Consider the following 21,300-nt stretch of genomic DNA (forward strand, 5'->3'; position numbering starts at 1 on the left):
CGTTAAGAGGGTTTAATTATCTGAATCTAAATAATCAGGTGTTCCATCATTATCTGTGTCTGTAAATAATACGGATATGCCTGTATAGTTTCCATTACCGTCTTCGATAACATGTATTAAAATTTCATTATCAGCAAATGGCAAGGCCTCAACCTCTTCTCTGGTAGCATAACCCATTCCGTTATTATCGTAGGTTTTACTTATAATTTCGTTAATTGTTAAAACTCCATCTCCGTCATCATCATTGTCAAAATAATCCGGTATTGAGTTCCCGTCAGTGTCATCATCAGTGGCATCTGTTAAGTCCTCAAAATTCACTGTAAACTCTCCATCATCATTCAAGTCTTCCAAATAAGAGGGAATACCATCATTATCATGATCATTCACGAAGGCCTGGACCAATTCAAACTTAAAATTAATAGGCGAATAGGCCGGGATTCCTGATGTGGCATTTGCAAAATAAGCCAAACCGGAAGGTAAAAACATAACCCCTAAACCACCGTTCACATAATCTATGGTACCATCACCTAATTCAATAAAAGATTCCGAAACATTAAATGTAGGAATTACTTTCCTCCATCCCGGAATAAGGTTAACAAGGTCAAAATCTACCGGGGTACTCGCACTGTCAAAAACACTGCCATCAAACAAAAAACCTTCATAAAATAATCGAACGTTATCTGCAAATGTCGGTTTTTTTCCCCCTCCACCCTGATTGAGTTTAAGCACGTAAATTTTATAGTCGGTATTCGCATAAGTCACTTGAATAGAATCTACAACCGGCTTAAGCATGGTATGTCCGGCAGGTAAGGTTTCGCCATCTTCCAATTTGGAAATAACAATATCAGAAATACTGGGGTCTGATAATCCTGCCAGCATTTCGGAATTATAATAATGATGGTTTAAATATTTTTGAAGTGAGTCGTTATCTGCTGCTTCTTGTTCGGTCCTATCCCTTAACTCCACAGGAGTAACATTACTTCCTCCATCGTCCTTCTTACAGGAATAAGCCACCAAAAGTGCACTTACAATAAATAAACCTAACTTTTCTAGTTTCATTATTATTATTTTTGGGGCGCAAGATACAATTTAAATATAATTTTGCACAACAACATTAACGTAGTTTTTAGACGAAATGTTATGCGGATAGATAAGTATTTATGGTGTGTTAGGTATTTTAAGACACGGTCCCTGGCAACGGCGGCCTGTAAAAAAGGCCATGTACGGGTCAATCAAGATATTGTTAAACCCAGTCGGGAGGTTTATCCACAGGATAAAATTCAACTTCGCAAGGATCAAATAAATTATTCACTTACCATAAATGATATTCCAGATAGTCGGGTTGGTGCCAAATTAGTAGACATTTATAGAACAGATACAACCCCCCGTGACGCCTTTGAAGCTCAAGAACTGTTAAAATATACGAAAAGTTACTATCGCAAAAAAGGGGTTGGAAGACCTTCCAAAAAAGATAGAAGGGATATTGACGATTTTACAAGTGAAAATGAGTAATTTTATGCATTAATTTAAATGTAGTTTTATGACCCTTAAAAATAACGTGATTTTAACCCACGATGACATTAATAATAAAATTAGACGTATTGCTTATCAAATTTATGAAAGTAATATCGATGAAAATGAAATCATTATAGCAGGTATTGCAAGTAATGGGATCGTATTTGCGAAAAAATTAAAGGACATGATTGAAACTATTTCTAAAATTAAACCCATACTTTGTGAAGTACACATCGATAAAAAACATCCCAGAAATGAAATAAAAACGTCTATACCCGCTTCCAATTATATCAACAAATCTCTAGTTCTTGTTGATGATGTCCTGAATTCAGGATCAACGTTAATCTATGGGGTCAAACATTTTTTGGAAGTCCCTTTAAAACAATTTAAAACGGCTGTTTTGGTTAATAGAAACCACAAAAAATATCCGGTGAAAGCAGATTTTAAAGGCATCTCTTTATCTACCTCATTACACGAACAAGTAAATGTCATTTTAGAAGGCCGAACATTTGGAGCTTATTTAGACTAAGAAGGACTGTAACTCTTTAATAATTTCCTTTTTAGATTTATCATCCACGGAAACCTTAATGTGTGCCATCTCGTAATATGGTGATCGCTCGAACAAATGCTTCCCTATAAATTCCATCAGTTCCTCCTCTGTTTCGAGATGTGAAATTAAAGGACGACTATTCTTTTTTTCTTTTAGCTTATCCACCAGGTGAGGTAATGAGGCTTTTAAATAAAAACTTTTAACGAGGTCTGACTGCAAAATCATCTCCATATTATTTCCATAACAGGGTGTACCTCCTCCCAAGGATAACACAATATTATTTTTCGTGTTCAGTAATTCACCGAGATAGAAAGTCTCTGCTTTTCTAAAATAAAGTTCTCCCTTTGTTTTAAAAATATTTTTAACTGTCAATTTTTCCTGAATCTCTATATATTCATCTAAATCAATAAATTCATAAGTTAGTTTTTTTGCCAAAATTTTTCCCAAAGTTGACTTCCCTGACGCCATATATCCTATCAAAATTATTATCATATTACGGGTATAAATTGAACGTAAAAGTACCGTTTAAAACGGTACAAAAAAACGAAAATTTATTAAAAAAAAGCATTGTTTTATTAATTAAACATTATATATTTGCACCCGCATTAAGCAGGATAATGCCTGAGACCGGGTAGCTCAGTTGGTAGAGCATCTCCCTTTTAAGGAGAGGGTCCTGGGTTCGAGCCCCAGCCCGGTCACCAAAAAAAAGTTAAGCTTTTTTGCTTGACTTTTTTTATTTTAGCAGACTTCACAGAATGCGCACGTGGCGGAATTGGTAGACGCGCTGGCTTGAGGGGCCAGTATCCGTTTAGGATGTGGAAGTTCGAATCTTCTCGTGCGCACTTAACGATTTTCTTTACTGTCTGGCATTTAGCTGATTATAAAATGTTCTGTAATCCGGGTTATTTGGATACAAATCAACCAATCGTCTGGCTATGTTTTTAGCTTTTTCTAATTGATTGCCTTTGGAATATATATAGGCCAATATATATAGCATACTTTCATTTTGAGGTGCTTTTTTCAAGCCCTGAACAGCAATAGATTCTGCCTTTTTTAAATCATCGGCTTTATCGTACAATAAGCTCAAATTGTAATATGGTCTAACATTATCAGGCATAAACTTTATAGCCAATTCCATTTGAACAATTGCATCTTTAACCCTATTTAATTCGGCTAACAACAACCCATATGAATAGTAAGTTTGACCATATTCCGGTTCTTGTTCAATAATCGTTATAAATGCCTCTTCTGCACTTTCAAAATTATTGTTCCTATAGTACAAGTTGGCCAAATTAGTCCTCACGATATTGTTTGTATTATCTATATTTAACGCATCTTCGTAGCCTTTTATAGCCCGGTCTAAATCGCCCTTTTTAAGAAAATAATCAGCTTCTTTAACTTTGCCTCCAACGAAATCTGCAGTCACTTTTAAACTGGTTTCAAATTCCTTCTTCACGTCATTGTACACCTGTTTATAATGTTCAGGAACTAACGACACATCTAATGGTGCAAGAGCAAAAAAAGCTTTTACCCGGACTGCACGTTTTTCATCATTTAATAGTGGTAAAAAATAATTCACATAATCAGAGGTGTTTATTTCGCCTAATGCATCTAAGGTGGCTCCCTTAACCAAAGGAGACTCATCTTTTAGAAAGCGCAACATATCATCCACGACCTGAGGCCCGGAATAATTCACCATCCCTCTAACTGCAGATGCTCTGGCCATATCGGGATAAACAGTATCTTTAGCCAATTCCAACAAATGGTTATACCCATCCGGTTCCACTCGTAATCCAGGAATCAGTAAATCCGAAAAGTGTTTGTTCTTAGGTTCTCCATAAAGTCGGAGGTAATTATCCCAAGCCCACTGGTCATCTTTGTTATCATGACATTTGGTACAGGCATTAGGCGTATCGTACTTAAGACTTTGATCCGGTCTTGGGATTCTAAAACTATGATCCCGCCTAAAATCATTACCCATATAAAATTTCCCCGTCATGTGACAATTAATACATGCGGAACTTTCGGTATTCATAGGATGGAAATGGTGATTAACGGTATCGTAATTTTCTGGAACATGACATTGCGTACAAAGGGCATTCCCCACAAACTTAAGTTTAAGGGAATGCGGATTATGGCAATTGGTACAGGTCACCTCATTATGGTACATTTTACTTTGAATAAATGAACCGTAAACATAATCTTCATCCAAAATTTGACCATCCGGATAATAAATATTTTCTACAATCAATTGCGGAAAATAATGATCCAACAAAGTGCCCTCAAAATTATAGAATTCTGAAATCTGCTCCCTGCGCATATGGCAACGTGCACATTGATCGACCAAAAGTTTTGAATTAGTGCCAGGAACCATTTTTAAGTCATTTGTAACCTTATAATCCGAACCCAGGTTTTCAGCACGTTCCACATGTGTCTTTCCTGGTCCATGACACGCCTCACAACTCACATTAATAAGCGCATATTGGGTATTATAACTCTGTGTTTCTTCTTTAAAGTTTTTTCTAACATTAGTGGAGTGGCAATCCGAACACATATTATTCCAATTTAATCCCCCTCTGGACCAGTGCAACCACTCTGAGTGTATAATTTTAAAATCCGGATACAAATCGAACCACTTATTTTTTTTAGTATCCCATGCTGTTCTTAAACATTGGTACCGTCCGTTTGGAAACTTCACAATATATTGTTGAAGCGGTTCAATACCAAAAGTGTATTCTATTTTATAGTCATGATTATTACCATCCGGACCTTCGGTATTCACATAATAGGCATTACCCCTCGTAAAAAAATGGGAGGTCACACCCTGACTGCGAAACGTAACACTACTAAAATCTCCTAGAACAGTTGAATCTGATGCAATAGCCATGGCTTTATCATGATGAGAATCTTTCCAATCCTCAAATTCTTGAGAATGACATGACTGACACACCTGGTCACCTAAAAAATGACTGTCTGGTATTAGAGTGGATGATGTGAATCTTTTTTTGTCCTGCTCTGATACATCCACATAATCTGATTTTTTATTGATACACGAATGGAAAATCAAAAACAATACAGCAAAACAATACGGTATACCATTAAATCTTAAAATAATTTTCGTCAATGTATTTAATTTATAATCAAATAATTATGCTAATTTTAAACTTCTACTACACCGCATGATATCAAATGTATGATGATTAAATCGCTAAGTTAGTTAAAAATATTGCCTTTAAATGGTGTTTCAAAAATTGTTAGTCAAGAATATTTTAAGGTGTTAAAAAATATCTAAATATGTAGCTTTATTAATAATGTCATGGTTATATAAATAAAATTATGTAATATTGTTTAATATTTACGTAAAATACATGAACAATATTCAAGTTAATTTTAGCATTAAAGATTTAGAAAATCTTACAGGAATTAAAGCGCATACCATTAGAATATGGGAAAAACGTTATAGTTTACTCAGTCCCAACAGGACTGAAACCAATATAAGAAACTATAGTTTGGCTAGCCTACAAAAGTTATTAAATATTTCCTACCTCAATAACAACGGGTTTAAAATTTCGAAAATTGCAAGTTTAAAAGAAGATGAAATCCCTGTAGCCGTTAGGGAAATAGCCTCTAGATCAAAAGTAGAGGATCATGCCATAAATGCCCTTAAAATGGCCATGATAAATTTTGATCAGGTATTGTTTTATAACACCTATAACAGCTTAATACAAACCAAATCATTTAGCGACATATTTTATTCTGTGTTTTTACCGTTGCTCAACGATATCGGACTGCTTTGGCAAACCAATACCATTACACCGGCTCATGAACATTTTTTATCCGTTCATATCAAACAGAAAATACTTTTAAATATTGAAAGGTTGCAAAGTTTAGAGCCAAAACCGACGACTAAGACTTATGTTCTGTTTTTACCTGAACAGGAAATTCATGATATTGGTCTATTATTCATCAATTACCAGTTACGAAGTAAAGGATATCATACCATTTTTCTGGGGGAAAGTGTTCCAATGGAAAGTTTAACAGATTTACATGAATTTTTTGAAGATATTACTTTTATTACTTATTTTACCGTTTATCCCGAAACGGATAAAATAATAGAATACCTGGTTAATTTTAATGAAAGTTTACTTACAAACCATAATACCAAGCTCATGGTTCTCGGTCCGAAATTAGCCGGGCTGGATGTAATGAACCTACCTAAAAGAATAGCCACATACAGTTCTATAGAAAATTTAGTTAAAGAATTTTAAAAATCCTTTATTTTTGTTTAACTTTATTTTATATTTGTTAAACATTTGAAAAATAATATTTCCATAATCGGTTCAGGGTTTTCATCACTAGCGGCTTCATGCTATTTAGCAAAAGCCGGTTTTGAGGTAACCGTATTTGAAAAAAACAAAGACATAGGGGGCCGAGCGAGACAGTTAAAAAAAGAGGGGTTTACGTTTGATATCGGACCAACATGGTATTGGATGCCCGATGTTTTTGAAAGATTTTTTTCTGATTTTGATAAAAGCCCTTCTGACTATTATGCCTTAGAAAAATTAAATCCGGCATATTCTGTCTACTTCGGAAAAAACGACTGCATAACCATTGGTGATACTTTGGAAAAAATTTGTATCGCATTTGAAAATGAAGAGCCCGGAAGTTCAAAAGCACTCAAAAGGTTTATTAATTCTGCAAAAAAAAACTACGATATAGCTATTAAGGATTTGGTTTATAATCCTGGCGTCTCCCCTTTAGAATTAATTACACCGACAACCTTACTAAGGCTTAATCAATTTTACAGTACCATTAAAAAAGATGTTAGAAAAGCATTTGCAAATGATAGATTGGTTAAAATTCTTGAGTTTCCAGTTTTGTTCCTGGGAGCCAAACCTAGTGATACACCCTCTTTTTATAATTTTATGAATTATGCCGACTTTGGCTTAGGCACTTTCCATCCCCTAAAAGGGATGTACGAAGTTATTTTAGCTCTTCAAAGTATGGCTCAGGAATTAGGGGTAAACATTAAGACCGAACACCCTATTGAAAAAATTATTATAGAAAACAGAACAGCTAAAGGAGTTATTTCCAAGGGTCAGGTCTTTCATTCTGACATCGTAATTAGTGGTGCCGATTATCATCATTCAGAGCAGTTGCTCGACAAAAAGTATAGACAATATACCGAGGGCTATTGGAACAAGAAAGTATTTGCACCCTCCTCCTTACTCTTTTATGTAGGTTTTGACAAGAAATTGATAAATGTTAATCATCATACCCTATTTTTCGACACGGATTTTGATTCCCATGCCGAAGCAATTTATGACCATCCCAAATGGCCTGATAATCCATTATTTTATGCGAGTTTCCCTAGTAAAACAGACCCTCACTCAGCTCCTAATGGCAAAGAAGCAGGGATTTTTTTAATTCCTCTCGCCCCAGGGTTAGAAGATACCGTTGAACTGAGATCTCAATACTTTGATAAAATAATGAAACGGTTCGAAGATTTGACTTCGCAAAAGATTGTAAACCATATTATTTTCAAAGAATCCTTTTGCATTAATGATTTTATTAATGACTACAATTCCTTTAAGGGAAATGCATATGGTATGGCCAATACCTTAATGCAAACCGCATTTTTAAGACCCAAGTTAAAAAGTAAAAAAGTGGACAACCTCTTTTTTACCGGACAACTTACAGTACCTGGGCCAGGTGTTCCACCTTCGCTCATTTCAGGAAAACTGGTGGCAGATTTAGTTATTAAACACCATAAAGTAATATTATGAAAACGCTTTTTGATTCAGTTTCTTACGATTGCAGTAGGTTAGTAACAAAAACCTACAGCACGTCCTTTACTTTGGCCACAAAAATGCTGTATAAATCCATTAGAATGGATATCTACAATATTTATGGCTTCGTCAGATTGGCTGATGAAATTGTGGATTCCTTTCACCATTATAACAAAGAAGAATTGTTTGAAAAGTTTTCGAATGATCTTGATGCGGCACTTAGGGATAAAATTAGCTTAAACCCTATTTTAAATGCCTTTCAACACACGTTTCACAAATATAGTATTGATAGGGAACTGGTTGATGCCTTTATGAATAGCATGCGTATGGATTTGCATAAATCAGTTTATTTAACAGACGACGAATATAAAAATTATATTTATGGATCCGCTGATGTCGTCGGCCTAATGTGTTTAAAAGTCTTTGTTAAAGGTGATTTTAAAAAGTATGAAGAATTAAAGGAAACAGCTATGTCTCTGGGTTCGGCCTTCCAAAAGGTAAACTTTTTAAGAGATTTGAAAGCCGATTTCGAGGGATTAAATAGAACCTATTTCCCAAATACCGATTTAAATAATTTGGATGAAGCCTCAAAATATGCTATTATAGAGGACATTGAAAGGGACTTTGAAAAAGGTCTGATAGGCATAAAGAAATTGCCTATCGAAGCTAAATTTGGCGTTTTTATGGCATATAGGTATTATAGGCAATTATTGAAAAAACTAAAAAAAACACCTGCATTACAAATTAAGAACTCACGTATTAGAGTTTCAAATCATAAAAAAATTGAATTATTAATGCGCAGTTACGTAAAATATCAATTAAATTTAATGTAAATTAACACCATGGGCACCTTATATTGGATTCTTGTCTTTTTGGCCGCATATTGTTTTATGGAGTTTATGGCATGGTTTACTCATAAATATATAATGCATGGCTTTCTATGGCATTTACACAAAGACCACCATCATAAAGACCATGACAGTTGGTTTGAACGTAACGATACATTTTTTCTGTTTTATGCCGTTGTTAGCATTGGTTTCCTATTGCTGTGGGAGTTTAAAGATTTTTGGCCGGGATTACCTATAGGACTTGGTATTTTTTCATATGGTGTATCTTATTTTATTGTTCACGATATTTTTATACATCAAAGGTTTAAAATCTTTAGGAATGTAAACAACTGGTATGCTAAAGGGATTAGACGAGCCCACAAAATACACCATAAACACCTAGGTAAAGCAGATGGCGAATGCTTTGGGATGCTTTTTGTCCCCTTTAAATATTTTAAAAAATAGTGAATGAGCTATTTATATTTATTGTTGAACTTAGGCTCTTTATCCATTCCCCTTATTTTTAGTTTCCATCCAAAGCTAAAGTTTTACAAAAAATGGAAAGCCATTTTTATTGGAATTTTGGTAGGAATGTGCATTTTTATTCCTTGGGACATTATTTTTACCATCAATGGCATTTGGGGCTTTAACAGTTCCTATTTTATGGGGATTACTTTTCTTAGTTTACCCATAGAAGAGTGGTTGTTCTTTATTTGTATTCCCTATGCCTGTGTATTTACTCATTATGCGCTTTTGTTTTATTTTCCAAACATGTTGCTTCCAAAAAGTTATACACGAATGATTAGCTATAGTATCCTTTCCATTTTAGCCATTCTGTCGATATATTATTACAATAAATGGTATACCCTATGTAATTTCACTTTAGCAATATTTATATTGTTATTGGTCACAAGAAATAATATGCAACTTCTTCGCAGTTTTTATCTTACTTTTTTGGTGATGCTTATCCCTTTTTTTATTGTTAACGGTGTTTTAACGGGAAGTTTTATTGAAAATGAGGTGGTTTGGTACAATAATTCTGAAAATTTAAATATGAGATTGTTTTCCATACCTATTGAAGATACCGTATATGCATTTACACTTATTTTGTTAAACCTGTTTGTCATGAATCACATTCAAAAACGTTTTAATAATCCTAAAAATTAACCACGTGAACCGGAGTACCATTCAAATAAGCTTCCAGATTTTTTATGGCTACGTCCATTAAACGCTGTCTGGATTCCAATGGCGCCCAAGCAATATGTGGAGTAATAATGCAATTTTTTGCTTTTAACAATGGGTTATCCAAACCGATTGGCTCAGATGACACAACATCAACTGCAGCACTATAGACTTTTCCAGATTTAAGCGCACGACTTAAATCTTTTTCTACTACCAATCCTCCTCTGGAGGTGTTTATAATCATCACACCATCTTTCATCTTATTAATATTATTCATGTTAATAATACCCTGCGTACTTTCTGAAAGTGGGCAATGTAAACTAATAATATCCGATTTTGCTAATAACTCCTCTAGATCTACAAAGGTGCAATACTCAGTTTCCGCTTCTGGTTCTCTGCGTCTGCTATAAATCAAAACCATCAACCCAAATGCTTGGGCCAATCTGGCGGTAGCTTGACCAATACGCCCAAATCCAATAATTCCAATAGTCTTACCCTGTAATTCGATTAGTGGATGTTTCCAAAAACAAAAATCCAATGAACTGGACCATAATCCCTCCTTAACGGCCGTATTATGGGACCCGACATGATGACACATTTCCAATAACAAAGCCATAGTAAATTGTGCAACAGCCGCCGTGCTATAAGCAGGTACATTCGTAACTATTATCCCTAACTTTTTTGCCACTTCAATATCGACTACATTATAACCAGTAGCCAGAACACCAATGTATTTGATATGCTTCGTTTTAATTAAAACCTCTTCTGGTAATGGCGTTTTATTGGTAAAAACAATTTCGGCATCGGCTATGTTTTGTATAATAGTCATATTATCATATGCTGTCCTATCATAAATAGTTAAATCACCAAATTGTTCTAAATCTTGCCAAGATAAGTCCCCTGGATTTAGGGTATATCCATCTAATACCACTATTTTCAAAATATTAATTATTTAAATTGGTTCAGGTAAACTAACAAAAGATAAATGGCTTTTCAAAATTATTCCTCCTTGTCAGTTATGAGTTCATTAATAACATTTCTAACGACTTTACTGTTCCAATTAGAAACACCAGTCTTATCGATGACAACGTTACCACTTTTGTCAATTAAAAATGTTCTAGGAATACTGGTAACGTTAAGCTGATCACTAAAGTCAGACAGGGGTCTGTATACGGGAAACGTATAGTTGTTTTTAAGTAAATATGGTTTAATGGTTTCAAATTTGTCATTGGATACCATAACAAATTCCATTTCATTTTGAAAATCATTATACAGCTTTTGGAAGCTTGGCATTTCGGCTATACATGGTGGACACCAAGTTGCCCAAAAATTTATCAGCACCACTCTTCCTTTTGTATCTTTAAAATTAAAAATATCTCCATTATCTTTTTCAAGAATCCAATGATAGTTTGCTAATTGATGCTGATTATCTGGTGGTAACACAGATGGGCCAAAAAGTGCCGGGCCTTTATTTATAAAAACTTGAACAGGACGTCGTGTTTGTGGAATCACTAAAATGGCTACTATTGCCAAGTACAATAAATCCTTTAGTTTGAATTTAGGATAACGCATATATTAAAATTATCATGGGTCGGGAAAAAAAGTGGCCGCATACAAAATTAGAAAACAAATCAGCCTCGTAAGGATTATCTTCAAATGATTTTCAAAGTTTTTAAAATTAAACCCTGGATGTTAATTAAGCCATAGTCTTATGAATCCTTATTTCCTTTCTATTAAACTCAATAATGTTTTCTTCTTTAAGTTTATGCATCAACACATTTAAGGTAGGTCTTGAGGTTCCTATTAAGCAAGCTATATCCTTTTGGGTATAAGGATGTCGTATTACCTTATCACCGGTTTTTTGGCAGTCGTAACCATAATCTGCACAAAGTTCTTCCAAAAACTCCACTAATCGGGTCTTTGCATCTTTGAATAATAAAAGCTGTATTCGTCTTTCCAGTCTTTTTAATTTGAACCCAATAAATTTATATATTTTAAAACTAAAGGTCTCATTATTCCTCATTAAGGTATACATGGTTTCTACTCCTATTGGGCATATGCTCGTGGCGTTATCAATGGATTGGGCAAACTCCTCTCTTTTGGATTCACCTAAAATGGCTGTTTCCCCAAATAAATCACCTCGTGTTAAAATGGCCTTAACCACCTCTGTACCATCTTCATTATAGTATCCAATTTTAACTTTTCCTCTTTCTATAAGATATACCTTATTTGCTGAATCCGCTTCAAAGTATATATAATCTTTCTTTTTATACGTGCCAAAATTATGGGAAGATTTATAGGCTTTAAATTTGTGTGGACACAAAGCCTTAAAAAGATTAACATCATCGAAAAACCAAAGGGGTTTCATCACATTTAACGTGTTAGCATTAACAACAGTGTTAGTCGACAATGCCAAGCTCTACTTACATCCAATTCATAAAGGAACCTCCCTTTTGAAGTTGGTCATCACTTATTCTTCTTCATCTGATATCGTATCGGCTGGAATTTCAATATCCAAACCGTCAAGCATGTTGTGATCGTGCAATAAATTGTACCACTGAATAATTTTCTTAATATCGCTAGCATACACCCTATCCTCATCGTAATCCGGTAGAACTTCAAAAAAGTATTCTTCTAGCTTATCTTTGCTATCTTTAGGTTTTACGGTGGTCTTCGCTCCGTTTTCCTTATTTCTGATGTTTTCGAAAACTTGTTTTAAAGGGACTTCCTCCTTTAATGTATAAACGGCTATTTCACTTAGTAAACTAACATTTTGCTGAATTCGAACTGAAAGTCTTTTTTTATCAATTAAAGATTCAGCCACAAAGCCTGCTCGTGTTTGTGTGATTAACCTATATAGCCCGGGTTTTCCGGAAATTGCTAATACTTTTTCTAAACTCATAAATTACTTTTTTGAAAGGGACAAATATATTTGATTATCTATGGATAAAAAATGCTATCTCTTCTTTTTTTTATTGGGAAAACGCATCTTATAATCCACACTAATTTTACCTTTGGAAATATTCGTAAGCTTACTCTTTAGCAATCTTTTTTTAAAACCCGAAAGCTTATCGGTAAACAAAATACCTTCAATATGGTCGTATTCATGCTGGATAACACGTGCTATCAATCCTTCAAATGTTTCTGTATAAGAGGTAAAGTTTTCATCTTGATATTCAATGGTAATTTTAGGTGGTCTCAATACATCTTCCCGAACATCTGGAATACTTAAACACCCTTCATTAAAAGCCCATTCTTCACCTACTTCTTCTGTTATTTTTGCATTTATAAAGACACGCTTAAAATTTTTTAAAATAAGAGCCTCTTCCGCAGAAAGAACTTCATCATCTGCAAAGGGAGAAGTATCAACCAAAAACAACCGGATAGGTAAACCTATTTGGGGTGCCGCTAATCCTACGCCGTACGCATTGTACATGGTTTCGAACATATTCTCCAATAGAACGTCTAAATTTGGATAATCTTGGGAAATATCGGATGCCTTTTTCTTCAATACCGGATCGCCATAAGCTACAATAGGTAAAATCATATTTTAATCTTGCTTTTAATCGACACAAAAATACAATACTTATGGCTGTTTGCGATATAGAACTATAAAAAAACTCCTTAAGAGAAAAGGAGTTTTTAATTATTATAATAGTGTTCTCTATTTCGTAATTACAATTTTTCGGGTTACCAAAGCGTCTCCTTTTACAATTTTGAGCATGTAAACACCATTGGTAAGGCTTGAAAGGTTAATTTCCTCACTAACACTATTTTCAATATTAATTACTAAGGCCTTTTTACCGGTCATATTATAAAAACTAATCTCAGCTGAAATAGGAGAACCAAAAGACAAGGTAATTTCATTCCCATAACGTAGCGGGTTAGGAAACACACTTAGTGTTCTATTTAAAATAAATTCCTCAACGGGAAGTGTCCCATTAGCTTCAAAATGACAGCTTCCTATAGCCCCTCCAAAATTAGCAGTAAAGGCCATATTGTCTGCTATTGGAGTATCATTGGTCTCATAAGTTAACAGATCTGTTGAACACTGAATCTTCATATAAGCTATTCCTTCTACTGTTATATTATCTTGCCAATCCATGCAATTAAATGAATTGTCATCATCGACAAAATAAATTAAGTTTCCAGTGGCAAAGCCCCTATCCGGACAAGGTTGGGCCATAATTAAGTTAAATCCAAAAAAAAGTAATAGTAGGTAAAAATGCTTCATAGGTTGGTAGTTAAAATTAAACAATTAAAGTTAAGCAAAATTCTGAACCTTTTAAATTTAATTACATTTTTTTTGAATACAAATAGCTTTGCAGTATAATGGTAGCACTAATTTCGTCTATAAGGGCTTTGTTTTTACGCTTTCTCTTTTTGAGACCACTATCAATCATGGTTTGAAATGCCATTTTAGAAGTAAAGCGTTCATCAACCCGTTCAACAGGTATATTAGGAAATTCTTGAACGAGTTGTTTAAGAAAAGGGCCAATCAAGGCCTCACTTTCAGAAGCCGTATTATTCATCTGCTTAGGCTCTCCCACCAAAAACAGCTCCACATTTTCATGATTTACATAATCGTTCAAAAAGGATAGCAGTTCATTGGTATATACTGTGGTTAAACCGGAAGCAATAATTTGTAACTCGTCGGTAACGGCAAGGCCTGTTCTTTTCATTCCATAATCTATTGCTAAAATACGACCCATAACTTTTTAAAATTCAAAAATAACTATAAAAATAAAAAGACCTCCTAAAAGGACGGTCTTTAATCAATAGTTTAACCTTATTAATATTTGAATATGAATTTTAAGCTTATGCGATTTTGCGTCTATGAATCTTAGGGAAAATCAATTTGATGTTCTCAACCTTACGCTCCATATTAAGATAATTTCTAATATCGCTGGTTTTAGAAATGGCTTCATTTAATTTTATAGTATCAATTTCGATAGTATTGTCTGTTGAAGGCGTTACAACTTGATTAACTTCATTGGTAGTTATCACGATATTACTCTGCGCATTTGACAAGGTAAAAGAAAGTGCTAAAGTTAAAGTTAAAAATAAAGTTTTCATCAGATTTGGGTTTTGATTACTGATTCAAATATAGGGCGAGCAAGTACCTTAAGTGTAAAAAATTAGTTGTAGTATTTGGTATTTTCGATTATTAGAAAATGTGATGATTTCTACCGATTAACTGATTAAATCCACATATTTACCGACCAAAAGACAGGCAGTTTGCATTTCAACCGAAAAGAGAATACATTCAAAGGAAAAAATGATGTTTATATGACCTAAAATTGCTCTTAAAACTTTTAATTTTTTATGAAATATTAATCTTATATAGTCATACTAAAATTCTATTTTTTAATGTGTAGCTATTATATTTGTCAAAATTTATTTATTGATGACAGATTTACAAGAAATAATAGAGCAAGCATGGGATGACAGATCCCTTTTAAATGATATAAAGACCACCACAGCGATTAGAAGCGTTATCGATTTACTGGACCAAGGCGAGCTGAGGGTTGCCGAACCTATGGCTCATGGATGGCAGGTAAACGAATGGATAAAGAAAGCCGTTGTTCTATACTTTCCTATACAAAAGATGGAAACTATCGAAGCGGGTCCTTTAGAATTTCATGATAAAATACCCTTAAAAAGAGGGTATGCCAAAAAAGGTATTCGCGTTGTACCTCATGCCGTGGCAAGACATGGGGCTTACATTTCAAGTGGAACCATTTTAATGCCCAGTTATGTAAATATTGGCGCATATGTGGATGAAGGCACTATGGTAGATACTTGGGCTACAGTTGGTAGTTGTGCACAAGTTGGTAAAAACGTTCATTTATCCGGAGGTGTTGGCCTTGGTGGGGTATTAGAGCCATTGCAAGCCGCGCCTGTAATTATTGAAGATAATGCCTTTATTGGTTCGCGTTGTATTGTAGTAGAAGGGGTTCGGGTTGAGACTGAAGCCGTTTTGGGGGCCAATGTGGTATTAACAGGCTCCACAAAAATTATTGATGTTACTGGGGATAGGCCCATTGAAATGAAAGGCCGAGTACCTGCGCGGTCAGTGGTGATTCCCGGGAGTTATGCTAAAACATTTCCCTCAGGAAGTTATAATGTCCCTTGTGCACTCATTATCGGTAAGCGAAAGGAAAGCACCAATAAAAAGACCTCATTAAACGACGCACTTCGTGAACATGATGTTGCCGTATAGAGAGTGGTATCTTATCCATATATCCCGTTCTCCGATATTCCTAACCACTTTTCATAAAAAAAAGCAAGCTTACGCTTGCTTTTTTGTTTAGAAAATTAAGTTCAGGACCTTTGGTCCAAATTTTATAATAATTATGATTAAAAATTAAGTTACAACTTATACACTGCGAAAAAAAGTAAAAATGTACATAACAAAAGTGGAAAAATTATTTAATCATTGACCACTAACCTAAAACCTTCACCATGTATATTAAGAATTTCAACTTTTTCATCAAGCTTTAGGTATTTACGCAATTTAGCTATATAGACATCCATACTACGTGAAGTAAAATAATTATCATCTCGCCAAATTTTGGTCAATGCCAATTCACGAGGCATCAAGTCGTTTTCATGCAAAGCCAATAAGCGTAACAATTCATTTTCCTTAGGAGATAGTTTAATCGGATCTCCACCATCAAAGCGTAAAAAGCGTAACTTGGAATTTAAATCGAAACGGCCAATCTTGAACTCAAATTGCTTACTGTCCGATATGGTTTCGGTTGCCTTACGTTGCATGATAGCCTTTATTTTCATCAATAATACCTCACTATCAAAGGGTTTGTTTAAATAATCATCTGCACCAACTTTATATCCTTTAAGCACATCTTCCTTCATAGCTTTAGCAGTAAGGAAAACGATAGGAACATCCGTATTCTTCTCCCGTATCTCTTTGGCCAAGGTAAAACCATCTTTATATGGCATCATGACATCCAGAATACATAAATCGTAATCGTCTTTTTTAAATTTCTCAAATCCTTCCATGCCATTTTTAGCATGAACCACGTCATAATCATTCATCATTAAATAATCCTTAAGAACTGTTCCAAAGTTCGGATCGTCTTCAACCAATAAAATTTTCTTGTTTACTTCTTCCATAGTTATGTAATTATTGGAAGCTTAATAGTAAATGTGCTTCCTTTATCCTTTTCAGTTTCTACCGAAACATGGCCCTGATGATCTTCAACAATACGCTTAACATATGCTAAGCCCAAACCATGCCCCTTTACATTGTGTATATTTCCCGTATGTTCTCTATAAAATTTTTCAAACACACGTTTGGCAGCCGCTTTACTCATTCCACTGCCGTGATCCTTTATTTTTAACAAAATATTATTTCCCACATTTTCGGTGGACACCTCAATCTCTGGAGCCTCGGGAGAATATTTTATAGCATTGTCCAACATATTAACTATCACATTAGTAAAGTGCGTCTCATTAGCCAATATAGATGATTTATCTGCTTCTAAAAAGGTTTTTATATATCCTTGCCTATTTTCTACTATTAACTCAACATGCGTAATGGCATCTAAAACTAAGTCGTGCAACTTTACCCTATCCTTACTAATGTTGAGTTCGTTTTTCTCTAGTTTAGATATTCTTAAAACATTCTCCACTTGTGCATGCATGCGTTTATTTTCATCTTTTATCATATTAAGGTAACGCAGCACTCTTTCTTTATCATCAATAATCTTTGGATTTTTAATGGCATCTAAAGCCAAATTTATAGTCGCAATGGGTGTTTTAAATTCATGGGTCATATTGTTAATAAAATCCGTCTTTATCTGAGATATCTTCCGTTGTTTTACCAATTGAAACAAGGCACTTGAATACGCAATAATAATAATTGAAGTAAAAACTACAGACAATAAAATCATACCAATTACAGAGGATAAAATAAACTTTTTATCATCCGGAAAGTTGACCAAAAGCTTGTAGGTACTTATGTTATTTTCATCATAAAACATCGGTACACTAAACATGGATGCCTTGTTATATTCGAAATTATCGCTTTGTACTTTTGTTGCCAGGTCATTACTGTAAATAGCAAATTCATAATCTATATCAATATCATTCTCCTTTAACTTTTTTGAAAGTAAGTTTGCAATTTTTTCTTTAGACACCCTCTTATGTATGGGTGTCCGTTTTGAAATTGCTTTAAAATTTTTCTCAAAGTTCAGTTTTTGTGCCTCATTCAGGCTTCCACTATTAATAATGCTTAATATAGGAGCCTGATTACCATCACTCTCAGAAAATTCGATATTATTATAAATTTCCGCTTTAGAGCTTCCAAAAATATTTTTAATATTAATACTATCTAAACCAATGTCAAAGAGCGATGAGGATAACTTATAGTTATCTTCCAAAACACCACTTTTATATATAAGTGCCTGTTTCGTATTATTGTTTTGTTGATAAATGAATAATTGGGAAACTGAAACTGAATCAGCTTCTTTTTTTTCACTTACCAAACTTTGATACTTTTCAAAATAAGTGGCCAGTTCATCATCTTGGATTTGATTGGAAACATTGGCCAAAACAGTTTTTACCTTAAAAGTAAACCTGCTTTCCTCATTTTTCACAGAACCTTTAATATAATAAGCCTGAACGAATATAATTCCTATAAGCGACAAACTCATTAAAAGAATTAATAGGCTAAATATTCTCTTGCTCATCAGTCAAATTTAACATTTTAACATTTAGTAGACTTACCATTTAACCTAATGTTAACAAAAATGTTAAAATTGGAGCTTTACAAAATTTTTTGGGTTATTTCTTTGTGTATTTTTAATACTTGCTCCTTGGTATTCTCTAAGTCTATATTCTCAATTACAAAATCTGAAAGAGGCACTCTTTCATTATCATCCCATTGATTTCTCATGATAGCTTCAATGCGCTTAATTGAATTTTCTTCTCGATTCAACAATCGCTTTATTTTCAACTCTTTTGGAGCCGTAACGGTAATGACATAATCACATGCTTTATGCCCGTCATTTTCAAACAATATGGCGACTTCTTTTATAACATATGGACTATTCTGTTGCTTTAACACCCATTTTTTAAAATGCCTGGCTACTTTTGGATGTACAATCGCGTTCATTTGCTCCAAATGGCTCCGGTCATTATATATAACTTTAGCCAGAAATGATTTGTTTAGTTTACCATCTAGATAAGCTTCTTCTCCAAATAAGGCAATAAGTTTACGCTTAATAACTTTAGACGTATTCATAAGCCTTTTGGCTTCTTCATCTGCAATATAAATTGGCACTCCCAAGGCTTTAAACACGTTTGCTACAGTGGTTTTACCACTGCCTATGCCTCCTGTAAGTCCGACTATGATCATTATAAAATTATAAATTCAATATGTTGGTTGTTTATTTTTACACTTTTTACGTACTTGGAGGTTTTAACGAGCTCAGCAATAAAAAAAGAACTTTCAGTGTTGAGCATATTATAATCACAAATAATTTTAAAATCCATAGGTTTAACCATTTTAAAATGATCTAAACTTGTATAAAACGTTATCGTAACTTCCTTGGGAAAATACTTAATCTTAAGCTCCTTAGGAACGTTAACAATAGTTATCGGAATTTTCATGACCCCCTCTGTAAACCGCTCTACACTTGCACTTAAATCTACAGATTTACTTGAAAAGCGTATATTATCATTTTTAATAGGTAAATCCAACTTTATTGTTTCATGGATATCAGTCTTGACCCCTTTTAATATAACTGCTTCTGTTTCTATGTGACCAATGGTGTCAATTACATGTTTTGGACCAATAATTTTAATGGAATCAGGGGTAATTGTAAATCCATCAAAACTATCGAAACCAGGACTGAATGAAATGTTTTCACGTAATTTAACAGGTATTTTTTTGACCGAATTAACATCAAAATTAAAAAACAAACTATCCGGGTAAATATTAATGATTTTAACCTGTTTAGTAAACTCCGTATTGCTAAATAATCGCGTATTGGCCTTTGTCCAAATAAATTTTGAATGACCCAAAGTAACATCTTCTGAAAAGTCTATTGTAATCTTTGGGCTTTTAAAATAATAATCTAACCATTTAAAACCGTGTGTATTTAAAGTGATGTTTAAAATCGAATCCGAATTATTTAAAATCACCTTTTCATCTGGCACATTGATTTTTTCAATTTTAAAAGCTATAGTATTTGTGTATGATTTAGAAAGTTTAGAAATAATCAAAATGATGAATGCCATTACCAAGAACAAAAAAAAGACATTTATTCTTTTGTTCTTAATGGAGGCAAGTAATTTTTTTTTCACCTTTCTTATCATACCTTATTGAAAAATAAATCCGGGAAATAAGCTTTGGGGTCTTTGTTAAAAAAGTGTAGGGCAATGGTTGATTTTAAGAACCCGTATCCATAACCCACAAATTGAACACTTATTGCTACCATAGACCAAAAAGACACTACCAAGCTCTTAGTTGTTGCTAAGGCTATTATAAATGCGACGATGAAATATACCATATAAAGTAAAATAAACCATTTATATCCTATAAACAAAAAAAGTAAGCCCAGAACAAATCCAGACACAAAGAAAGTTGGAAACCAATAGGTTATGCTTTTTGTACTTGGATGCCATTGGTTTAATATAGGTCGTACCAATCCAAATTTTTGGACTTGTTTATAAAATTTGCCCCAAGACACTCTGCGTTTGTGATATACAACAGCCCTGGGAATGAATTTAGTTTGGTATCCCAACTTCCACAATCGTATTGACAAGTCCGGATCTTCACCCGGATGAATGGACCCAAATCCATTTGAAGCTTCGAATGCGGCTTTTGAAAGTCCCATATTGAAACTCCTAGGTTGAAACTTGTTGACGCTGTTGGAATGCCCCCGAATGCCACCTGTGGTAATAAATGAGGTCATTGAAAAATTAATAGCTTTCTGTAGGTCAGTAAAACTCTCATGTGCTTCATCAGGTCCGCCAAAACAGTCTACATATTCATTGATCAATTCGTTATGGACTTCAATTAAATAGTTCTCCGGTAAAATGCAGTCGGAGTCTAAAATTATGAAATAATTTCCTTGGGCTCTTTTCATTCCATAATTCCTTGAATCACCTGGTCCAGAGTTTTCTTTAAAGTAATATGAAATATTCAATCTGTCTTTATAATCATCCACAATAGCCTTAGAGGGCTTTGAGGAACCATCTTCAACTATAACCACTTCAAATTTATTAGCTGTTCTCAAAGCAGCCAAGCTGTCCAACAATTCCTGAATTTCTTCAGGTCGATTGTAAACAGGGATAATAAATGAATAGTTTAATTGCATAACACAAATGTAACCATTCCACACAAAAAAGCCACCTTTAAAAAGTGGCTAAATCGCTATTTGTTAAACCTTGTGAATATAATGTTTCT

General features: G+C 34.0%; 24 protein-coding genes and 2 tRNA genes. 10 read left to right on the forward strand and 16 right to left on the reverse strand.

Annotated elements, in window-relative coordinates:
- Positions 1–12 precede the first annotated feature (12 nt).
- A complete protein-coding gene (locus MR054_RS09325) occupies positions 13–1,059 on the reverse strand; it encodes an FKBP-type peptidyl-prolyl cis-trans isomerase (RefSeq protein WP_242157647.1) in 1,047 nt (348 codons plus the stop codon).
- Positions 1,060–1,140: 81 nt separating this feature from the next.
- Here MR054_RS09325 and MR054_RS09330 point away from each other — a divergent pair, with 81 nt between their 5' ends.
- Both MR054_RS09330 and MR054_RS09335 read left to right on the forward strand, forming a co-directional pair.
- Positions 1,141–1,512: an RNA-binding S4 domain-containing protein gene (locus tag MR054_RS09330; protein ID WP_242085058.1), complete on the forward strand. Its 372-nt coding sequence runs from the start codon at positions 1,141–1,143 to the stop codon at positions 1,510–1,512.
- Positions 1,513–1,540: 28 nt separating this feature from the next.
- Positions 1,541–2,044 carry a phosphoribosyltransferase family protein gene (locus tag MR054_RS09335; protein WP_242157648.1) on the forward strand — a complete coding sequence of 168 codons (504 nt, stop codon included), beginning with the start codon at positions 1,541–1,543 and terminating at the stop codon, positions 2,042–2,044.
- On the opposite strand, the gene MR054_RS09340 is transcribed toward MR054_RS09335, so the two are convergent.
- Entirely contained in the window at positions 2,036–2,557 is a 522-nt protein-coding gene (locus tag MR054_RS09340; RefSeq protein ID WP_242085063.1) for a shikimate kinase, read from the reverse strand. The genes MR054_RS09335 and MR054_RS09340 overlap by 9 nt on opposite strands.
- Before the next feature lie 133 nt (positions 2,558–2,690).
- Here MR054_RS09340 and MR054_RS09345 point away from each other — a divergent pair.
- Both MR054_RS09345 and MR054_RS09350 read left to right on the forward strand, forming a co-directional pair.
- Positions 2,691–2,766: transfer RNA gene (locus MR054_RS09345), tRNA-Lys, on the forward strand.
- Positions 2,767–2,822: 56 nt separating this feature from the next.
- A tRNA-Leu gene (locus MR054_RS09350) sits at positions 2,823–2,907 on the forward strand.
- Positions 2,908–2,921: 14 nt separating this feature from the next.
- On the opposite strand, the gene MR054_RS09355 is transcribed toward MR054_RS09350, so the two are convergent.
- A complete protein-coding gene (locus MR054_RS09355; RefSeq protein WP_242157649.1) occupies positions 2,922–5,189 on the reverse strand; it encodes a tetratricopeptide repeat protein in 2,268 nt (755 codons plus the stop codon).
- Between the two features lie 244 nt (positions 5,190–5,433).
- Here MR054_RS09355 and MR054_RS09360 point away from each other — a divergent pair, with 244 nt between their 5' ends.
- From MR054_RS09360 to MR054_RS09380, 5 genes are read left to right on the forward strand one after another with little or no spacing between them, the layout of a single operon-like run.
- On the forward strand, positions 5,434–6,333 hold the full coding sequence (locus tag MR054_RS09360; RefSeq protein WP_242085066.1) for a MerR family transcriptional regulator: 900 nt from the start codon (positions 5,434–5,436) through the stop codon (positions 6,331–6,333).
- 45 nt (positions 6,334–6,378) lie between these two features.
- Positions 6,379–7,851: a phytoene desaturase family protein gene (locus MR054_RS09365; RefSeq protein ID WP_242157650.1), complete on the forward strand. Its 1,473-nt coding sequence runs from the start codon at positions 6,379–6,381 to the stop codon at positions 7,849–7,851.
- A complete protein-coding gene (locus MR054_RS09370) occupies positions 7,848–8,687 on the forward strand; it encodes a phytoene/squalene synthase family protein (RefSeq protein WP_242085068.1) in 840 nt (279 codons plus the stop codon). The genes MR054_RS09365 and MR054_RS09370 overlap by 4 nt, the downstream gene beginning before the upstream one ends.
- Before the next feature lie 9 nt (positions 8,688–8,696).
- Entirely contained in the window at positions 8,697–9,146 is a 450-nt protein-coding gene (locus MR054_RS09375; protein ID WP_242085069.1) for a sterol desaturase family protein, read from the forward strand.
- A 3-nt stretch (positions 9,147–9,149) separates the two neighbouring features.
- Positions 9,150–9,848 carry a lycopene cyclase domain-containing protein gene (locus MR054_RS09380; protein WP_242157651.1) on the forward strand — a complete coding sequence of 233 codons (699 nt, stop codon included), beginning with the start codon at positions 9,150–9,152 and terminating at the stop codon, positions 9,846–9,848.
- Here MR054_RS09380 and MR054_RS09385 read toward each other — a convergent pair.
- From MR054_RS09385 to MR054_RS09420, 8 genes are all read right to left on the reverse strand, one after another.
- Complete coding sequence (locus tag MR054_RS09385) at positions 9,838–10,794, reverse strand: D-2-hydroxyacid dehydrogenase (protein ID WP_242157996.1); 957 nt, start codon at positions 10,792–10,794, stop codon at positions 9,838–9,840. The genes MR054_RS09380 and MR054_RS09385 overlap by 11 nt on opposite strands.
- Positions 10,795–10,862: 68 nt before the next feature.
- Positions 10,863–11,435: a TlpA family protein disulfide reductase gene (locus tag MR054_RS09390; protein ID WP_242157652.1), complete on the reverse strand. Its 573-nt coding sequence runs from the start codon at positions 11,433–11,435 to the stop codon at positions 10,863–10,865.
- Between the two features lie 124 nt (positions 11,436–11,559).
- Positions 11,560–12,231 (reverse strand): Crp/Fnr family transcriptional regulator, encoded by a 672-nt coding sequence (locus tag MR054_RS09395; RefSeq protein WP_242157997.1) that lies wholly within the window; start codon positions 12,229–12,231, stop codon positions 11,560–11,562.
- A 102-nt stretch (positions 12,232–12,333) separates the two neighbouring features.
- The gene (locus MR054_RS09400; RefSeq protein WP_242157653.1) at positions 12,334–12,765 is read right to left on the reverse strand and encodes a DUF5606 family protein; all 432 of its coding nucleotides are present in this window, start codon (positions 12,763–12,765) and stop codon (positions 12,334–12,336) included.
- Between the two features lie 54 nt (positions 12,766–12,819).
- On the reverse strand, positions 12,820–13,410 hold the full coding sequence (gene def, locus MR054_RS09405; RefSeq protein ID WP_242157654.1) for a peptide deformylase: 591 nt from the start codon (positions 13,408–13,410) through the stop codon (positions 12,820–12,822).
- A gap of 117 nt (positions 13,411–13,527) precedes the next feature.
- On the reverse strand, positions 13,528–14,097 hold the full coding sequence (locus MR054_RS09410) for a T9SS type A sorting domain-containing protein (RefSeq protein WP_242157655.1): 570 nt from the start codon (positions 14,095–14,097) through the stop codon (positions 13,528–13,530).
- A 61-nt stretch (positions 14,098–14,158) separates the two neighbouring features.
- The gene (gene ruvX / locus MR054_RS09415) at positions 14,159–14,575 is read right to left on the reverse strand and encodes a Holliday junction resolvase RuvX (protein WP_242085077.1); all 417 of its coding nucleotides are present in this window, start codon (positions 14,573–14,575) and stop codon (positions 14,159–14,161) included.
- A gap of 106 nt (positions 14,576–14,681) precedes the next feature.
- A complete protein-coding gene (locus MR054_RS09420) occupies positions 14,682–14,939 on the reverse strand; it encodes a hypothetical protein (protein WP_242157656.1) in 258 nt (85 codons plus the stop codon).
- Positions 14,940–15,270: 331 nt separating this feature from the next.
- On the opposite strand from MR054_RS09420, the gene MR054_RS09425 reads away from it, so the two are divergent.
- The gene (locus MR054_RS09425) at positions 15,271–16,086 is read left to right on the forward strand and encodes a 2,3,4,5-tetrahydropyridine-2,6-dicarboxylate N-succinyltransferase (protein WP_242157657.1); all 816 of its coding nucleotides are present in this window, start codon (positions 15,271–15,273) and stop codon (positions 16,084–16,086) included.
- Positions 16,087–16,295: 209 nt separating this feature from the next.
- Here the strand turns inward: MR054_RS09425 and MR054_RS09430 are convergent, their stop codons facing one another.
- The 5 genes from MR054_RS09430 to MR054_RS09450 all read right to left on the reverse strand — a co-directional run bounded on the left by MR054_RS09430 (position 16,296) and on the right by MR054_RS09450 (position 21,211).
- Entirely contained in the window at positions 16,296–17,000 is a 705-nt protein-coding gene (locus MR054_RS09430) for a response regulator transcription factor (RefSeq protein ID WP_242085080.1), read from the reverse strand.
- A gap of 2 nt (positions 17,001–17,002) precedes the next feature.
- Entirely contained in the window at positions 17,003–18,577 is a 1,575-nt protein-coding gene (locus tag MR054_RS09435; protein ID WP_242085081.1) for a sensor histidine kinase, read from the reverse strand.
- Positions 18,578–18,654: 77 nt separating this feature from the next.
- Positions 18,655–19,245 (reverse strand): dephospho-CoA kinase, encoded by a 591-nt coding sequence (coaE, locus tag MR054_RS09440; protein ID WP_242157658.1) that lies wholly within the window; start codon positions 19,243–19,245, stop codon positions 18,655–18,657.
- Positions 19,245–20,129: a CdaR family protein gene (locus MR054_RS09445; protein ID WP_242157659.1), complete on the reverse strand. Its 885-nt coding sequence runs from the start codon at positions 20,127–20,129 to the stop codon at positions 19,245–19,247. The genes coaE and MR054_RS09445 overlap by 1 nt, the downstream gene beginning before the upstream one ends.
- A 74-nt stretch (positions 20,130–20,203) precedes the next feature.
- Positions 20,204–21,211: a glycosyltransferase family 2 protein gene (locus tag MR054_RS09450; protein WP_242157660.1), complete on the reverse strand. Its 1,008-nt coding sequence runs from the start codon at positions 21,209–21,211 to the stop codon at positions 20,204–20,206.
- Positions 21,212–21,300: the final 89 nt, after the last annotated feature.

The organism is Aestuariivivens sediminis (genome assembly GCF_022662105.1).
In the GTDB taxonomy this organism is placed as follows: Bacteria; Bacteroidota; Bacteroidia; order Flavobacteriales; family Flavobacteriaceae; genus Aestuariivivens; species Aestuariivivens sediminis.

What these genes read in the sequence shown, in the direction of transcription:
- MR054_RS09325 (WP_242157647.1), bottom strand. Translation starts at nt 1,059, where the DNA reads ATGAAACTAGAAAAGTTAGGTTTATTTATTGTAAGTGCACTTTTGGTG.
- MR054_RS09330 (WP_242085058.1), top strand. Translation starts at nt 1,141, where the DNA reads ATGCGGATAGATAAGTATTTATGGTGTGTTAGGTATTTTAAGACACGG.
- MR054_RS09335 (WP_242157648.1), top strand. Translation starts at nt 1,541, where the DNA reads ATGACCCTTAAAAATAACGTGATTTTAACCCACGATGACATTAATAAT.
- MR054_RS09340 (WP_242085063.1), bottom strand. Translation starts at nt 2,557, where the DNA reads ATGATAATAATTTTGATAGGATATATGGCGTCAGGGAAGTCAACTTTG.
- MR054_RS09360 (WP_242085066.1), top strand. Translation starts at nt 5,434, where the DNA reads ATGAACAATATTCAAGTTAATTTTAGCATTAAAGATTTAGAAAATCTT.
- MR054_RS09370 (WP_242085068.1), top strand. Translation starts at nt 7,848, where the DNA reads ATGAAAACGCTTTTTGATTCAGTTTCTTACGATTGCAGTAGGTTAGTA.
- MR054_RS09375 (WP_242085069.1), top strand. Translation starts at nt 8,697, where the DNA reads ATGGGCACCTTATATTGGATTCTTGTCTTTTTGGCCGCATATTGTTTT.
- MR054_RS09380 (WP_242157651.1), top strand. Translation starts at nt 9,150, where the DNA reads ATGAGCTATTTATATTTATTGTTGAACTTAGGCTCTTTATCCATTCCC.
- MR054_RS09390 (WP_242157652.1), bottom strand. Translation starts at nt 11,435, where the DNA reads ATGCGTTATCCTAAATTCAAACTAAAGGATTTATTGTACTTGGCAATA.
- MR054_RS09395 (WP_242157997.1), bottom strand. Translation starts at nt 12,231, where the DNA reads ATGAAACCCCTTTGGTTTTTCGATGATGTTAATCTTTTTAAGGCTTTG.
- MR054_RS09400 (WP_242157653.1), bottom strand. Translation starts at nt 12,765, where the DNA reads ATGAGTTTAGAAAAAGTATTAGCAATTTCCGGAAAACCCGGGCTATAT.
- def (WP_242157654.1), bottom strand. Translation starts at nt 13,410, where the DNA reads ATGATTTTACCTATTGTAGCTTATGGCGATCCGGTATTGAAGAAAAAG.
- MR054_RS09410 (WP_242157655.1), bottom strand. Translation starts at nt 14,097, where the DNA reads ATGAAGCATTTTTACCTACTATTACTTTTTTTTGGATTTAACTTAATT.
- ruvX (WP_242085077.1), bottom strand. Translation starts at nt 14,575, where the DNA reads ATGGGTCGTATTTTAGCAATAGATTATGGAATGAAAAGAACAGGCCTT.
- MR054_RS09420 (WP_242157656.1), bottom strand. Translation starts at nt 14,939, where the DNA reads ATGAAAACTTTATTTTTAACTTTAACTTTAGCACTTTCTTTTACCTTG.
- MR054_RS09425 (WP_242157657.1), top strand. Translation starts at nt 15,271, where the DNA reads ATGACAGATTTACAAGAAATAATAGAGCAAGCATGGGATGACAGATCC.
- MR054_RS09430 (WP_242085080.1), bottom strand. Translation starts at nt 17,000, where the DNA reads ATGGAAGAAGTAAACAAGAAAATTTTATTGGTTGAAGACGATCCGAAC.
- MR054_RS09435 (WP_242085081.1), bottom strand. Translation starts at nt 18,577, where the DNA reads ATGAGCAAGAGAATATTTAGCCTATTAATTCTTTTAATGAGTTTGTCG.
- coaE (WP_242157658.1), bottom strand. Translation starts at nt 19,245, where the DNA reads ATGATCATAGTCGGACTTACAGGAGGCATAGGCAGTGGTAAAACCACT.
- MR054_RS09445 (WP_242157659.1), bottom strand. Translation starts at nt 20,129, where the DNA reads ATGGCATTCATCATTTTGATTATTTCTAAACTTTCTAAATCATACACA.
- MR054_RS09450 (WP_242157660.1), bottom strand. Translation starts at nt 21,211, where the DNA reads ATGCAATTAAACTATTCATTTATTATCCCTGTTTACAATCGACCTGAA.